This window comes from Streptomyces hypolithicus (genome assembly GCF_052934925.1).
Map to the genome: position 1 here is coordinate 69,891 of NZ_CM128811.1, position 13,940 is coordinate 83,830.

Genomic DNA, 13,940 nt, shown 5'->3' on the forward strand with positions numbered 1-13,940 from the left:
ACGCGCCGCGGCTCAGCGGACACGACAGTCACGGCCACCCGCAGACGTCCGCGAACGGCTGCTCCGGCACCGTCCAGACCATCGCGGACGGCGAGCACGACCCCAACGCGAACATCTTCGGCGTCTGGGACGCCGAGTACACCGACGAGGGCGCCAACGGCCAGCCCGCACTGACCACGCACGACCAGCACGTCAGCCAGCCCAGTCACCGGCAGGGCGAGCATTACGGTGACTCGTCGGGCGTCCAGGTGGTCAGCCATGCGCCGGCGCACGGCGGCAAGACAGCCGGCTACATCGAGAACGGCGACTGGATCTCCTTCAAGCCGTACGCCCTGGACAACGCCACCCGGTTCACCGCCCGCGTCTCCTCCGGCGGGATCGGCGGCACGCTGGAGGTACGCGCCGGCTCGGTGACCGGCACCCTGCTGGGCACGGCGACGGTCCCCGTGACCGGCGGCTGGGAGACGTTCCAGGAGGTCAGCACCGCGCTGTCGAACCGGCCGTCCGGTACGACCACGCTGTACCTGGCCTTCAGGGGCGGCAGCGGCGCTTCGCTGTTCGACGTCGACGGCTTCCACTTCGACACCGCGGTCACCGGCTCGCGCACGGGTGAGGTGAAGGGCGTCGGCGGCAAGTGCCTGGATGTCGCGAACGGGGCCTCCACCGACGGCACCCAGGTCCAGCTCTACACCTGCAACACCACCGGCGCCCAGCAATGGCAACCCCAAACCGACGACACCATCCGCAACCCGTCGTCCGGCAAATGCCTCGACGCCGAAGGCGCCACCTGGAACGACGGCACCCACACACACCTGTGGACCTGCCACACCGGCCCCAACCAGAAATGGACCCTGCCCTGATCCGCTCCTGAAGCAGTCACCGTGAAACACCCTGCGGTGGCTCTGGTTCCGACGCGAGGAACCAGAGCCACCGCAAGGGGCCGTTTTCGCGGACCGCGGCGTCATCATGGGTGTAGGTGAAGGCTCGGAAGGGCGGCAGCCATGCACACCATCAGGCCGAGGGGGCCGGTTGCGGCCGCGCTGGCGACACTGGCACTGCTCATCACGGTGGCTTGCACCGGCCAAAGCGCGGACGCCCCCGCTCCACGGCCGGGCAGCGCGGCGACGTCGCAGGTCCGCGCCCTCGCCGTCAAGATCGACAACGTTGTTCCCGCACGGCCGCCGACCGGGCTCGAGCAGGCCGACATCGTGTACGTGGAACAGGTGGAGGCCGGCCTCAGCCGTATCCTCGCCGTATATTCCGCCGCCGCGCCTCGCGTGGTGGGGCCGGTGCGCAGCGCCCGTGAGTCGGATCTGGACATCCTGCGCCAGTTCGACCGGCCGACGCTCGCCTACTCGGGCGTGCAGACCAAGCTCGTACCGCTCGTCGAGGCGGCGCCACTGGACGCGTTGTCCCCGTCGACGGCTCCGGACGCCTATTTCCGCAGCCGTGACCGCGCGGCGCCGCACAACCTCTATCTGCGGCCGCCGGAGACACCGTTCGCCGCCTCCGGTGTGAATGCCGCCGAGGCCCTCGGTCTGCGCCCCGGTCCCCCGCCGTCCGGTGGCAGGACCGTCCGCGAGCAGACGGTCCGCTACCCTTCGGCCCGTTTCGACTTCACCTGGTCCGCCGACGGGCGCCGCTGGCTGGTGGGGATGGACGGCGCCCCTGCCCGCACGGCCGAGGGGGAGCATCTGGATGCGGGCACGGTGATCGTGCAGCGGGTGACGGTGCGCCCGTCGGACTTCCGGGACCGCTCGGGGAACACCACTCCCTTCACCGAAACCGTGGGTTCGGGTACGGCGACCGTGCTGCGTGACGGCAAGGCGTACGACGCCACCTGGGTGCGGGAGCGTCTCTCCTCCCGCACCGAGTTCACGGGACCCGACGGCAAGCGGATGACCTTCGCCCCCGGTCAGGTGTGGATCGTGTACGCCGCCCGGTGACCGTACAGCCCAAGGTCGCGGACCGGTCAGGGCGCATCGGACTCGTCGCGTGAGCGGCCCAGCCGCATCCGGCCCCGCAGCTTGTCCGCGAGCGGGTACTTCTCGCGTTGTTCCCGTGCCTCGCGGTTGAGCTCTTCGACCAGCCGCTGGGACCGTTTCTCCACGTCCAGCTCGTCCAGGATCCTGTCCACCTCGGCCAGCAGGGCTCCGTGCAGCTGCCACTGGCGCGGGTGTTCCTGCACACCCTCCAGAAGCAGGTGCGCGACGATCTCGCGGCTGGCTCGGCTGGCGGCCAGCTCCTCGACGAGGTGCTCCTCGGCCTGCTCCGCGTTGACGGTGACCTGTGTAGTGATCAGTACGGCGAAACTCTCGACCGCACGGGCCATGTGCCCGAACAGGTGGTGCAGGGCGGTGGCGATCTCCTCGGGGAAGAGCGTCTCCTGCGTGCGGGCCTTGGCGAGGTCGGTCGTGGTGCGGCACACCGTGCGGAGCACAACCGCGCAGATTTCCAGGGCGTCGAGGCCGGTGCGCAGGACGACCCGGAAGAGGAGACCCTCCTTGACCCTGGGGTTGAGCCGCAGGCTGTCCTCCGCCTGTCGCAGGGCCGCGTCCACCTGCACGATGTCGTGGTCCAGCCTGCGCGCCTCGTGCAGCAGTTCGGCGGCCTCCGCGACCGGCGTGTGGCCGCGCACCTCGTCGCCGAGTGAGAGCAGCAACCGCCGCATCCGGCCGGCGAGATCCTCGATGGCGGCGCTGGCGGGCTGGACCAGAACCGGCGGCACGAACAGGACGTTGAAGAGCAGCCCGACCACCGCCCCGATCAGGGTTTCCAGGACCCGGTCCCAGGCCGCTGCGCCGACTCTGGTCACGCCGAGCACCAGCATGGCGCTGATCGCCACCTCGGGGACGAACTCGCCGGCCCGTACGAAGCGGCCGATGACGAGCGACGCGAGGATGATCAGCCCCAGGCTCCACCAGCTCAGGCCCACCAACGAGCTGAACCCGATGGCGATGACCACCCCTGCCACCACCGCGTTGACCCGGCGCATGCTGGTGGTCAGCGTCGAGAAGAGGGTGACCTGGACGACGAGCAGCGCGGTCAGGGGCGCGGTCAGCGGTGCGGGTTCGCTGCTCAGCATCAGGGCGACGACGTAGGAGATCACCGCGGCCACGGTCGAACGGACCGTCTGGACGACCACCGGCTCGCGGTGGCGCCGTACGAGATCGAGCAGGGGATCGGTGACTTCAGGCACCCTTCGCTCCTTCCCCCCGCGACCGAGCCGCAGGCAGCATCGTCGGCCCGACCACCCGTGCGCGCGGGTGAACTGTGCTCATTCGGGGTGCTTCGCGCGCGGTGCGGGCCGGTACTGGCTAGCGTGACAAACCGGACCCATCATCGAGCAGGAGAGAGAGCGGAGCCAATGGCCGTACAAGCAGAGGGCACACCGTGCTGGGCCGACGCGATGTTCGCCGACGTCGAAGGTGCGAAGAGCTTCTACGGGGACGTACTGGGCTGGACCTTCGGTGAGAGCTCCACGGAGTTCGGCAACTACACCCAGGCGTACTCGGACGGGAAAGCGGTCGCGGCGGTCGTGCCGCCGATGCCCGGCCAGGAGGGCCTGTCGGCCTGGTGCCTGTACCTCGCGTCGCCGGACGTGGGCGCGACGGCCGCCAGGATCCGGGAGAACGGCGGGGAGGTGCTGATGGAACCGATGCAGGTCGCCGACTTCGGCTCCATGCTGCTGGCCAAGGATCCCGGCGGCGCCACGTTCGGGGTGTGGCAGGCGGAGAAGCACGAGGGGTTCGAGAAGGTGGGCGAGCCGGGTGGCTTCGCCTGGGCAGAGGTCTACACCCGTTCCCCCGAAAAGGCCGACGCGTTCTACCCCGCTGTCTTCCCGTACAGCGTGCAGCGGGTGGAGGACGACGCGATGGACTTCAACGTCTTCAACGCCGGGGACAAGACCGTGCTGGGACGGATGGCGATGACGGGCGACTTCCCGCCCGAGATCCCGCCGTACGTGCAGGTGTACTTCGGTGTCGCGAACTGTGACACGGCGGTCGCCAAGGCGACCGAACGCGGCGGGCAGTTGCAGTACGGGCCGGTGGACAGCCCGTTCGGGAGGTTTGCGGCGCTGACAGACCCGCAGGGGGCGGCGTTCGCGGTGATCGACATGCAGACGACGAAGGGTGAGATGCCGGCGATGACCGACGTCTGACGCACTCGCGCGCCGTGGCGGGCGGTAACGGGGGCGGCGGTGGCGGGTCTGCGGTCAGTGTCTGCGGTGGCGGGGTGGCCGGTACTACTGGGGACGCCGGTAGCTGCTGCCGTCCTTGGGCCGTTCCAGCAGGCCCGCCACCACCAGGTAGCGGCGCAGCGCCGCGGTGTCCTCGTGGACGGTACGCAAGGCCTCGTTGACCTAGCTCTCGTCATAGGTCCGGTCCCGCTCGAACAGCGTCTGCGTCAGGTGTACGAGCAATTGCTCACGGCGGGCTCTCTTCCGCGGGATCGCTGTCAGCCGCCCGTGGGAGAACAGCGCCGACACGCCGTGTGAGCTGGTGCTTGATGTGGTGTCAGGCATGCCGGAAGCCTCGCAGGCCGCACGCCCCCGGGGCAACGTGTTTACTCTCATGGAGGGGCGGGCTCGCTGTGCCGGCGGGCGTGCGACGGGCGGCGCCGGGTCCAGCCCAGCAGGACGAGTGAGCCCACGGCGGCGAACGCGCACCAGGTGGAGATGAACTCCAGCCGCCACAGCGCGGCACACACCGCCGCTCCGGCGGCCACCAGGGCGCCGAGCAGGCGCAGCAGGCGGTCGCCGGACAGGAGCAGTGACCCGACGGTGGCCAGGAGGTAGCCCACGATGACGAACTCCGAGTGCGGCAGGTCGAGTACGTAGCCGAGGGTGTGGCCCCGGATCTCGGCCGACATGGGCCGGGTGGTCAGGCAGTACGCCAGGAATACGGCACTCGCGGCTCCGGTCGCCAACGGGACCCACAGGCGGCGCCGGGCATACGGCGGCGCGGCGCACATCACCCCGACGGGCACCCACAGTGCAAGCAGTGGCAGCGCGATCACAGCCCAGACGACAGTGGCGGGACCGGCGCCTCCACCGGAACGCCAGACCACCGACTCGACGATCTGGTGCGCTCCCAGGAGCAGCGGCAGTGCGGCGAACGGCAGATCGCGGGGGCGAGGCGGGCTCGGGGCGAGGCACGCGACCCCGACTGCGGCGATGCAGGTGCCTGCGACGAGGTCGGCGGTGGCACTCCAGCACATCGCGTCACCCGGCGCTTCTCGTGTCCCGTGAACCGGCCTCGACCGGCCTTGCCGCCCACGCTACGGCTCACCGGGCCGGCATTCCGGCTGACGCGGCCGCGGTGGGACGACGCCGCTCGCGCTGCCAACATCCGGGTGGCGCGCACGAAGTCCGGTTCGTGCACGGCTTCGTTCACCGCTTCGTCACTGTTTCGTTCACGGTGAGGCGCCCGATTTCCCCGATGTCGCGGCTGGTCAGTAGTAGCCCGTTCCTCCGTCGAGCAGCTCCCTGATGGTGTCCATGTGACCGGCGTGCCGGGCCGTCTCCTCCAGCATGTGCATCAGCATCCAGCGCAGGGACGCGGCCGAGACTTCGAAGTCCGGGTGGCGGCCGATGTCGTCCAGGGAGTGGGCGGCGATGATCTCGTTCGACACCGCGCACTGTTGCTCGTACTCCGCGAGGAGCTGAGCCAGCGGCGTGCCCTCGACCATCATGTCGGCGTCCTCGTGCCCTCCCTCGAAACGCGGGCCCTTGGCCGGCCGACCGAGGAAGACGACCTCGAACCAGGTGTTCTCCACCCACCGCATGTGGGAGACGATGCCGGCCATCGTCATGTGGGGCGATGTCGGGAGGAGCGACCGGTGGGCGTCCTCGTCGGACAGGCCTTCGCATTTCCAGGCGACGATCGCACGCTGCATGTCGAGCCAACCGATGAGTTGGGTGCGTTCGTCGGCCACGTGGGGAGGGCGTATGCGAGGGAGCGTCATGTGCGCAGACGCTAGCTCAGGCGAAGTCGCCGCGCACCGTGGTTTTCAGCTGGGGAGAAGGGACCGCCCCGACCGGCGAAGAGCTGCCGATGGGGGCGGTCGGGGTAGGAGGGACGGGTTGGTCAGGCGAGCGAGGCGAGGGAGGTGAGTGCCTGCGTGAAGGTCCCCGAAGGACGCATGACGGCTGCGGACTTGGCCGCGTCGGGCCGGTAGTAGCCGCCGATCTCGGCCGGGGAGCCCTGCACCGCGATGAGCTCGGCGACGATCGTCTGCTCCTGCTCCCTCAGCGTCTTGGCCAGCGCCGCGAAGGCCTCCGCGAGCTGCGCGTCGTCCGTCTGCCCGGCCAGCTCCTGGGCCCAGTACAGCGCCAGGTAGAAGTGGCTGCCGCGGTTGTCGATGCCGCCCAGCTTGCGGCTCGGCGACTTGTCCTCGTCCAGGAAGGTGCCGGTGGCACGGTCGAGCGTGTCGGCGAGCACCTGGGCGCGCGCGTTGCCCGTGGTCTGGGCGAGGTGCTCGAAGCTGACCGCGAGCGCGAGGAACTCACCGAGGCTGTCCCAGCGCAGGTAGTTCTCCTTGACCAGCTGCTGGACGTGCTTGGGCGCGGAGCCGCCGGCGCCGGTCTCGAACAGGCCACCGCCGTTCATGAGCGGAACCACGGAGAGCATCTTCGCGCTCGTACCCAGCTCGAGGATCGGGAACAGGTCCGTCAGGTAGTCGCGCAGCACGTTGCCGGTGACCGAGATGGTGTCCTCGCCGCGGCGGATGCGCTCGAGGGAGAACGCGGTCGCGTCGACGGGCGACATGATCTCGATGCGCAGGCCCTCGGTGTCGTGCTCGGCGAGGTAGGTCTTGACCTTGCCGATGAGGACGGCGTCGTGTGCGCGTCCCTCGTCGAGCCAGAACACGGCCGGGTCGCCGGTGGCGCGGGCGCGGGTGACGGCGAGCTTGACCCAGTCCTGGATCGGCAGGTCCTTCGTCTGACACATGCGGAAGATGTCGCCGGCGCCGACGACCTGCTCGAGCACCGCGTTGCCGCTGCTGTCCAGGACGCGCACGATACCTGTGGTGGCGATCTCGAAGGTCTTGTCGTGGCTGCCGTACTCCTCGGCCTTCTGTGCCATCAGGCCGACGTTCGGCACCGAGCCCATCGTGGACGGGTCGTACGCGCCGTTGGCCCGGCAGTCGTCAATGACGACCTGGTAGATGCCGGCGTAGCTGCTGTCGGGGAGGACCGCGAGGGTGTCGGCCTCCTCGCCGTCCGGGCCCCACATGTGACCGGAGGTTCGGATCATGGCCGGCATGGAGGCGTCGACGATGACGTCGCTCGGAACGTGCAGGTTGGTGATGCCGCGGTCGGAGTCGACCATGGCGAGCGCCGGGCCATCAGCGATCTCAGCCTCGAAGGACGCCTTGATCGCCGGTCCCTCGGGCAGCGAATCGATACCCTTGAGGATGCCGCCGAGCCCGTCGTTGGGGGTCAGGCCGGCGGCGGCGAGGGCCGCGCCGTGGGCGGCGAACGTCTTCGGGAAGAAGGCGCGCACCACGTGGCCGAAGACGATGGGGTCGGAGACCTTCATCATCGTGGCCTTCAGGTGTACGGAGAAGAGCACGTCCTCGGCCTTGGCGCGGACGAGCTGCTCGGTGAGGAACTCGCGCAGAGCCGCGACGCGCATGACGGACGCGTCGACGACCTCATCGGCGAGTACGGGCACCGACTCGCGCAGGACGGTGGTCGTGCCGTCGTCTCCGACCAGCTCGATGCGCAGCGTGCCGTCCTCGGCGATCACTGCGGACTTCTCGGTGGAGCGGAAGTCGTCGACACCCATGGTCGCGACGTTGGTCTTCGACTCGGCCGTCCAGGCACCCATGCGGTGCGGGTGCGCCTTGGCGTAGTTCTTGACCGATGCGGGGGCGCGGCGGTCGGAGTTGCCCTCGCGCAGAACCGGGTTGACGGCGCTGCCCTTGACCTTGTCGTACCGGGCGCGGACGTCCTTGTCCTCGTCGGTCTGCGGGTCGTCCGGGTAGTCCGGCAGCGCGTAACCCTGCTGCTGGAGCTCGGCGATCGCCGTCTTGAGCTGCGGGATCGAAGCCGAGATGTTCGGCAGCTTGATGATGTTGGCGCCGGGGGTCTTGGCGAGCTCACCGAGCTCGGCGAGGGCGTCCTCGATGCGCTGGCTCTCCTCGAGACGGTCCGGGAAGAGCGCGATGATCCGCCCCGCGAGGGAGATGTCACGGCTCTCGACCGTGACTCCGGCCGTGGAGGCGTATGCCTCGACCACCGGCAAGAACGAATACGTCGCCAGGGCCGGGGCCTCGTCAGTGTGTGTGTAGATGATGGTCGAGTCAGTCACCGGGTGCTCCGCTCCACGTCTGCAACATTGCTCGACATCAAGATATCCCGCTGCCGCCCCCCTCTCGACAGGGCCCCGCCCCGACCCGGCGAGCGAGCGCGGAGGGCGCCGGGATATTCCTTTTGCGCCGACGGATTCTCTGCCCGGACCATGCAGGTATGTCACACACGTTTGATGAAATCGTCTCCGAGGCCGAATCCGTTTCGGCCGACGGCTGGGACTTCTCCTGGCTCGACGGTCGCGCCACCGAGCAGCGGCCTTCCTGGGGCTACCAGCGCACGATGAGCGAGCACCTCGGCCGTGCCCGCGCCGCCCTCGACATCCAGACCGGCGGGGGCGAGGTTCTCGCCGGGGCACGCGAGCTGCCCCGGCTGATGGTGGCGACCGAGTCCTGGCCACCGAATGTCGCCAAGGCGACACAGCTGCTGCACCCGCTCGGCGGCGTCGTGGTCGCGGACCGGGACGAGCCGCCGCTGCCGTTCGCCGACGGCGCTTTCGACCTGGTGACCAGCCGCCATCCGGCGACGGTGTGGTGGGAGGAGATCGCGCGTGTGCTCCAAGGCGGCGGTACGTATCTTTCCCAGCACGTCGGCCACTCCAGCGTCTTCGAACTCGTCGAGTACTTCCTCGGGCCGCAGCCCGAGGAAGTACGCCGCAAGCGCCACCCGGACGACGAGCGGCGGGACGCCGAGGCTGCGGGCCTGGATGTCGTGGACCTGCGGTTCGAACGGTTGCGGATCGAGTTCTTCGACATCGGCGCGGTGATCTACTTCCTGCGGAAGGTGATCTGGATGGTCCCGGGCTTCACCGTCGGCCAGTACCGCGACCGGTTGCGGGAACTGCACGAGCGGATCGGGAGCGAGGGGCCGTTCGTGGCCCACTCGACCCGTTCCGTCATCGAGGCCCGCAAGCCCGAGTGACGGCGCGGGTGCGGGGCCGCGCGGGCGGATCGGTCATGGGCCGGTTGCGCCGGCGCCTTACGGCCTGGTGCGCGATAGGGGGCGGATCAGCCCGCGGCGTCGGATGCGGTGCATCGCAAGGCGGCGGAGCGTCCTCATAGCGGAGCTATTAGGGGGTGTCTGACAATTCCCCGTGGGTCAAGGAGCGGCGTCCGGTGCGTGCGATCGCAAGGCTCCGGACAGTCCTCGTAGCGGAGCTACCAGGACTTTTCGGCAACGCTGCGAGCGTGCGTGCCGGACGCCGCGACGCCGCGACGCCGCGGGGAATTGTCAGACACCCCCTAGGGCGTTTCGCCAACGCGGCGAGGTGCCGTAGCCGGCGTCGCGGACCCGTCCCCTATCGCGCACCAGGCCGATAGAGGCTGTAGACGTAGAAAGCGATGACGCAGGCGAGCACCAGCCAGGAGGCGATGCCAATGTGTCTCGGCCGTCGCTGCGAGGTGGCGCGCCGCCCCGTGCGCTTCGAGCGCCTGAACCGGCTGCCACTGCCGCCGGAGCGGGCGAAGCCGTTCGGTCCCGGCGACGCTTCGGCGGCGGCTTCGGCGAGCATCCTGCGGCAGGCAGCGGCGAGCTCCGCCGTCCCGGCGTCGAGCGGAACTATCGCCTCGGAGCGGGCCGGGGCCGTGGTGCCGCCGTCGAGGATGCGGCCCGCGCGGACCAGGATCTCGCCCCGGCCCCCAGCCGGAGCGAGACTGATCCAGCGCTGCACATGCTCGCCCCGGATGACCACACCACCCGCCCGATCCCGGTACACGGTGTGCTCTCGCCACAACACCTCGGCCAACTTGCTCGCGGTGTCGCGCAGTTGCCCACTCATTGCCCTCCCCCTTCGCCGTACCAGACGATGATCAAGCACCGCACTCTAGCGGCGGCAGGTACACACCAAGTCGCCCGGGGGTCCGGCAGCGGCTGAGCAGCCGAGTGGTGTGAGGCCGCAGCCGTCGTCAGCGACCTCATCCGCGTCAGGAGGACGACCCGCGGCCAGGGCGCTGCGGCGATCAGGCCAGCACCGGTTCACTGAGGACTTTCCTGCGGCGCAGCCAGGCACGCAGGCCGCCCGACGTCACCGGGAGGGCCGGTGGCAGCGGGAGTCCTCCCTCCGGCCGGGGCGCGGGCCGGTGTTCGCGAGCTTCGCCCATGAGCAGTGTGAGGCTCACCCGCTGCCAGAGGGTCTCGTCGGGATCATCCGCCGCCAGCAGCCGGTCCATGGCCTCGCGCGTCGCAGGCGACTCCCCCCGGCGCCCTACGAGACCGGGCCTGAGCCTGCCCAGATACGCGCGCTCATAGGGGTCGTCCACCACCTCGGCCAGCTGGACGCCGTCCAGCATCGAGCTGGTGATCGCCGCCCGCTCCCAGGGATCGTCGGTCCGCCGCGTCAGCAGGCCCAGCCGCCGGCCCCGCCAGTTGCGAGCGCGGCGGTCCTCGCCTGCCGCGAGCAGCGTGCGCATAACCTGCGGGGACCTGCCGGTGAGCAGGCCCGGTTCCTGGGAGGCGAACTCCTCCAGTTCATCGACGAGATAGAGCCAGACGACTGTCCGGTAGCGATTCAGGTAGAACTTGACGGGGGTGAGGTACCCGGCGCGGGCGAGCCTGCCGAACCGTACGGCGGTGATGCCCATGAGCTCCGCACCCTCGGTGGTGCCTACGGTTCGCACGCGCTCACGCAGGGTGGCCGCAGTGCGGTCTGCGACCCGGAGCCGGTCGAGCTCCTCGCGGGCGACCCGGGGACGGCTGCCGTCCGAGTCCACGGTGGTGCGGATGTGCCCGAACAGGGCGGCGAGGTCGAACTCGCTCCGCTTGAGCCCCAGTTCCTGGGCGGCCCCCGCTGCGGATACCGGCTGTGCGGCCACGGTCGCGGTGTCGGTGTCGTGTGCTTCTTGAACGGCCATGATCGTCTCCCCGTGACATGCGAATACTCTCGGTGACGACCGTAGCCGGAAACGCGCTCAACGCGCCGGGCCTGTGGATAACTCTCGCAGGGGAAGGCGGGAAGGGCGCACAGCTCGCGCAGCCGGGCTCCGCGCCGGGCTGGCCGGAGCGCGGTCAGAACTCGCTGCCCGTGGCGTACCCGGGCTGCCTGGCCGCGACTCCGAGGTGGTCGCCGACCCGGTTGACGAGCAGGGTCATCTCGTACGCGACCTGCCCGATGTCGGCGTCGGCGGCGCCCAGTACGCACAGACAACTGCCGTCGCCGGCCGCGGTGACGAAGAGCACGCCGTCGTCGAACTCGACCATCGTCTGCCGGACCCGACCGGCCCCGAAGTGCCGTCCCGACCCCTTGGCCAGGCTGTGCAGCCCGGACGAGACAGCAGCCAGATGTTCCGCGTCTTCCCGTGCCAGACCCGTACTCGCCCCGGTCACCAGACCGTCGTTGGACAGCACGAGCGCGTGCCGCACATGCTCGACCCGCTTCGTGAGGTCGTCCAGAAGCCAGTCGAGTCCCTTGTCCAGTGCCATGCTCCGGCCCTCCCCGTTCAGGTGTTCCCCGTCGGTCCTGATCGTGTACAAGCCTTCCTCAATGGCGTCCGCCCGGCAAGCATGGCTTGTGCGGCGGATTGCTCAGCCGACTGTGTCCAGCAGTCGGGCGGTGTGCATCCGGCCCGCGTACTCGACGAGGCGCACCAATACCTCCTTTCCCGAGTCGCGGTCTCGCGCGTCGCACAGCACGACCGGTGTTCCCCGCTCCAGGTCGAGGGCGCGTGTCACTTCGTGGGCGCCGTATGTGCGTGATCCCGCGAAGCAGTTGACCGCGATGACGAAGGGGACGTTCCGGTGCTCGAAGTAGTCGACAGCGGGAAAACAGTCCTCCAGGCGGCGGGTGTCGGCCAGGACCACTGCTCCCAGTGCGCCCTGGGAGAGGTTGTCCCACAGGAACCAGAAGCGGTCCTGTCCCGGCGTGCCGAAGAGATACAGGGAGAGTCCGGTCCTGATGGTGATGCGGCCGAAGTCCATGGCGACGGTCGCGGCGGTCTTCCGGTCGAAGCCACCCGCGTCGCCGACCGTCTCCCCGGCCGCACTGAGCTGTTCCTCGGTACGCAGTGGCCGGATCTCGCTGACGGCACCGACAAGGGTGGTTTTGCCGACCCCGAAACCGCCGGCCACCAGGATCTTCAACGCGAGGGGGCCCGTCTCGTCGGCCTCGCCGTCAGTGCGCTCGATGCCCATCGGTCACTTCTCTCGTGCGGTTTTCCGGGGCTGCCCCGGGGGTTTGCGGACGGACTACAGGGCTCTCAGCCCGTCGATCACCTCTCTCAAAATCCTGACGCCCGGCAGCTGTGCGGGAGACACCGGGCGGTGGACCCGGACGCAACCGGACTCCAGGAGGTCGCCGAGGAGCACACGTACCACTCCGACCGGCAGGTCCGCGCCGGACGAGAGTTCCGCGACCGACTGGGTCTCCGAGCGGCACAGTTCCACCAGGGCGCGGTGTTCGGGCCCCAGCAGTGACTCCTCGGCGGCGGTGGGCGCGTCGTCGGCGAGGTCGACGAGCGTGATGACGTCGAACCGCACGCCACTGGGGCCCGGTTCCGTCCTGCCGCCGGTCATCGCGTACGGGCGTACCAGAGGGCCCGCTTGGGCGTCGTACCACTGCCTTCCCCGGTGGGTGGGTTCGATGTCCGTGTCCTCGGCCATCCGCAGTGCCGCCTTCTGTTGTCATACGGTCAGCCCGCGGCCGGGGACTGCGCGGGGAAGCGGGCCGGGGTGTACAGGTGCGGAAAAGCCGGCCCGCGCCGATGGCGGCCATCAGCCGGCCGGATGCGGCGTGGTCCAGGTGTCCCATGGACCAGGGACGCTAGCCCCGGAGGGGGCGCACTCTGGGGGCGCAGTTCGAAAGCCGTCGGAATATGACAGAGATAGTTCCCGAACGACCGGGCCGCGCTCGAACATGCGCACCGCATTGGCGGTGCACCCACCCGAGGTCACTGGGATTCCGCTCCCGCGGGAGACCATGACGTTATGACAGACGATCACACGCACGTGCAGGAGTTCTTCACGGCCAGGGCCGCCGACTGGGACGCCCGTTTCCCCGAAGACGAGCCGGCCTACGCTGCCGCGGTCGACGCACTGGGGCTGCGGCCCGGCGCGGCCGTGCTCGACGCGGGCTGCGGCACGGGCCGCGCGTTGCCGTTCCTGCGCAGGGCCGTTGGTCCCGGCGGCACGGTGCTCGGCGCCGACGTCACGCCCGCGATGCTGGACGCAGCGGCGCACGCGGGGCGCCATCGCGTGGCGCATCTGGTCCTCGCCGACGTCGCCCGGCTGCCGTTGGCCACGGCCTCGCTGGACGCGGTGTTCGCGGCCGGTCTCGTCGCGCATCTCCCCGACCCGCCCGGCAATCTGCGGGAACTCGCGAGGGTCGTACGCCCCGGTGGTCTGCTGGCCCTGTTCCATCCCATCGGCAGGGCGGCCCTCGCCGCGCGACAGGGACGCCAGGTCACCGCGGGCGACCTGCGGGCCGAACCCAATCTGCGGCCCCTGCTGGACGGCTCCGGGTGGCGCTTGACGTCGTACGCGGACGAGAGGAACCGGTTCCTGGTGCTGGCCGCCCGGGGGGACTGAATCGGGGGGCGATCGCACCGGCTGTGTGATGCAGGAGACGGCCCGTGGCCGGGCCCGCGCGTACGGTGGAGGGTCGGGCTCCATGTGTGTGTCGTGATCGCAACGC

Annotated in this window: 13 protein-coding genes and 2 pseudogenes; 5 read left to right on the top strand and 10 right to left on the bottom strand. The window is 69.9% G+C overall.

Going from position 1 to position 13,940, the window contains the following annotated elements; genetic code table 11:
- Positions 1–17: 17 nt before the first annotated feature.
- Together ACU6WZ_RS00400 and ACU6WZ_RS00405 are read left to right on the top strand one after the other, a co-directional pair.
- Positions 18–860: pseudogene (locus tag ACU6WZ_RS00400) on the top strand (carbohydrate-binding protein); the annotation flags it as partial.
- Between the two features lie 141 nt (positions 861–1,001).
- Entirely contained in the window at positions 1,002–1,946 is a 945-nt protein-coding gene (locus tag ACU6WZ_RS00405; protein ID WP_447031091.1) for a DUF3048 domain-containing protein, read from the top strand.
- A gap of 26 nt (positions 1,947–1,972) precedes the next feature.
- On the opposite strand, the gene ACU6WZ_RS00410 is transcribed toward ACU6WZ_RS00405, so the two are convergent.
- Positions 1,973–3,199, bottom strand: a complete 1,227-nt coding sequence (locus ACU6WZ_RS00410) for an FUSC family protein (RefSeq protein ID WP_447031092.1) — start codon at positions 3,197–3,199, stop codon at positions 1,973–1,975.
- A gap of 168 nt (positions 3,200–3,367) precedes the next feature.
- On the opposite strand from ACU6WZ_RS00410, the gene ACU6WZ_RS00415 reads away from it, so the two are divergent.
- Positions 3,368–4,162: a VOC family protein gene (locus tag ACU6WZ_RS00415; protein WP_447031093.1), complete on the top strand. Its 795-nt coding sequence runs from the start codon at positions 3,368–3,370 to the stop codon at positions 4,160–4,162.
- Positions 4,163–4,246: 84 nt separating this feature from the next.
- Here the strand turns inward: ACU6WZ_RS00415 and ACU6WZ_RS00420 are convergent.
- The 4 genes and pseudogenes from ACU6WZ_RS00420 to ACU6WZ_RS00435 form a co-directional block, all read right to left on the bottom strand.
- A pseudogene (locus ACU6WZ_RS00420) lies at positions 4,247–4,525 on the bottom strand (DUF2087 domain-containing protein).
- Positions 4,526–4,572: 47 nt separating this feature from the next.
- Positions 4,573–5,220 (bottom strand): DUF6629 family protein, encoded by a 648-nt coding sequence (locus tag ACU6WZ_RS00425; RefSeq protein WP_447031094.1) that lies wholly within the window; start codon positions 5,218–5,220, stop codon positions 4,573–4,575.
- A gap of 234 nt (positions 5,221–5,454) precedes the next feature.
- Positions 5,455–5,967 carry a DinB family protein gene (locus tag ACU6WZ_RS00430; RefSeq protein ID WP_447031095.1) on the bottom strand — a complete coding sequence of 171 codons (513 nt, stop codon included), beginning with the start codon at positions 5,965–5,967 and terminating at the stop codon, positions 5,455–5,457.
- 122 nt (positions 5,968–6,089) lie between these two features.
- A complete protein-coding gene (locus tag ACU6WZ_RS00435) occupies positions 6,090–8,318 on the bottom strand; it encodes an NADP-dependent isocitrate dehydrogenase (protein ID WP_447031096.1) in 2,229 nt (742 codons plus the stop codon).
- Positions 8,319–8,476: 158 nt separating this feature from the next.
- On the opposite strand from ACU6WZ_RS00435, the gene ACU6WZ_RS00440 reads away from it, so the two are divergent.
- Entirely contained in the window at positions 8,477–9,238 is a 762-nt protein-coding gene (locus tag ACU6WZ_RS00440; RefSeq protein ID WP_447031097.1) for a methyltransferase domain-containing protein, read from the top strand.
- Between the two features lie 376 nt (positions 9,239–9,614).
- Here ACU6WZ_RS00440 and ACU6WZ_RS00445 read toward each other — a convergent pair whose 3' ends face one another.
- The 5 genes from ACU6WZ_RS00445 to ACU6WZ_RS00465 all read right to left on the bottom strand — a co-directional run bounded on the left by ACU6WZ_RS00445 (position 9,615) and on the right by ACU6WZ_RS00465 (position 12,910).
- Positions 9,615–10,094 carry a hypothetical protein gene (locus tag ACU6WZ_RS00445; RefSeq protein ID WP_447031098.1) on the bottom strand — a complete coding sequence of 160 codons (480 nt, stop codon included), beginning with the start codon at positions 10,092–10,094 and terminating at the stop codon, positions 9,615–9,617.
- Positions 10,095–10,275: 181 nt separating this feature from the next.
- Positions 10,276–11,166: a DUF6397 family protein gene (locus tag ACU6WZ_RS00450; RefSeq protein ID WP_447031099.1), complete on the bottom strand. Its 891-nt coding sequence runs from the start codon at positions 11,164–11,166 to the stop codon at positions 10,276–10,278.
- A 154-nt stretch (positions 11,167–11,320) separates the two neighbouring features.
- Positions 11,321–11,734 (bottom strand): roadblock/LC7 domain-containing protein, encoded by a 414-nt coding sequence (locus ACU6WZ_RS00455; protein ID WP_447031100.1) that lies wholly within the window; start codon positions 11,732–11,734, stop codon positions 11,321–11,323.
- A gap of 102 nt (positions 11,735–11,836) precedes the next feature.
- Positions 11,837–12,442, bottom strand: coding sequence for a GTP-binding protein (locus tag ACU6WZ_RS00460; RefSeq protein WP_447031101.1), 606 nt, complete (start codon positions 12,440–12,442; stop codon positions 11,837–11,839).
- A gap of 54 nt (positions 12,443–12,496) precedes the next feature.
- Positions 12,497–12,910 (bottom strand): DUF742 domain-containing protein, encoded by a 414-nt coding sequence (locus tag ACU6WZ_RS00465; protein WP_447031102.1) that lies wholly within the window; start codon positions 12,908–12,910, stop codon positions 12,497–12,499.
- Between the two features lie 324 nt (positions 12,911–13,234).
- Here ACU6WZ_RS00465 and ACU6WZ_RS00470 point away from each other — a divergent pair, with 324 nt between their 5' ends.
- Entirely contained in the window at positions 13,235–13,834 is a 600-nt protein-coding gene (locus ACU6WZ_RS00470; RefSeq protein ID WP_447031103.1) for a class I SAM-dependent methyltransferase, read from the top strand.
- The last annotated feature ends 106 nt before the right edge of the window (positions 13,835–13,940 follow it).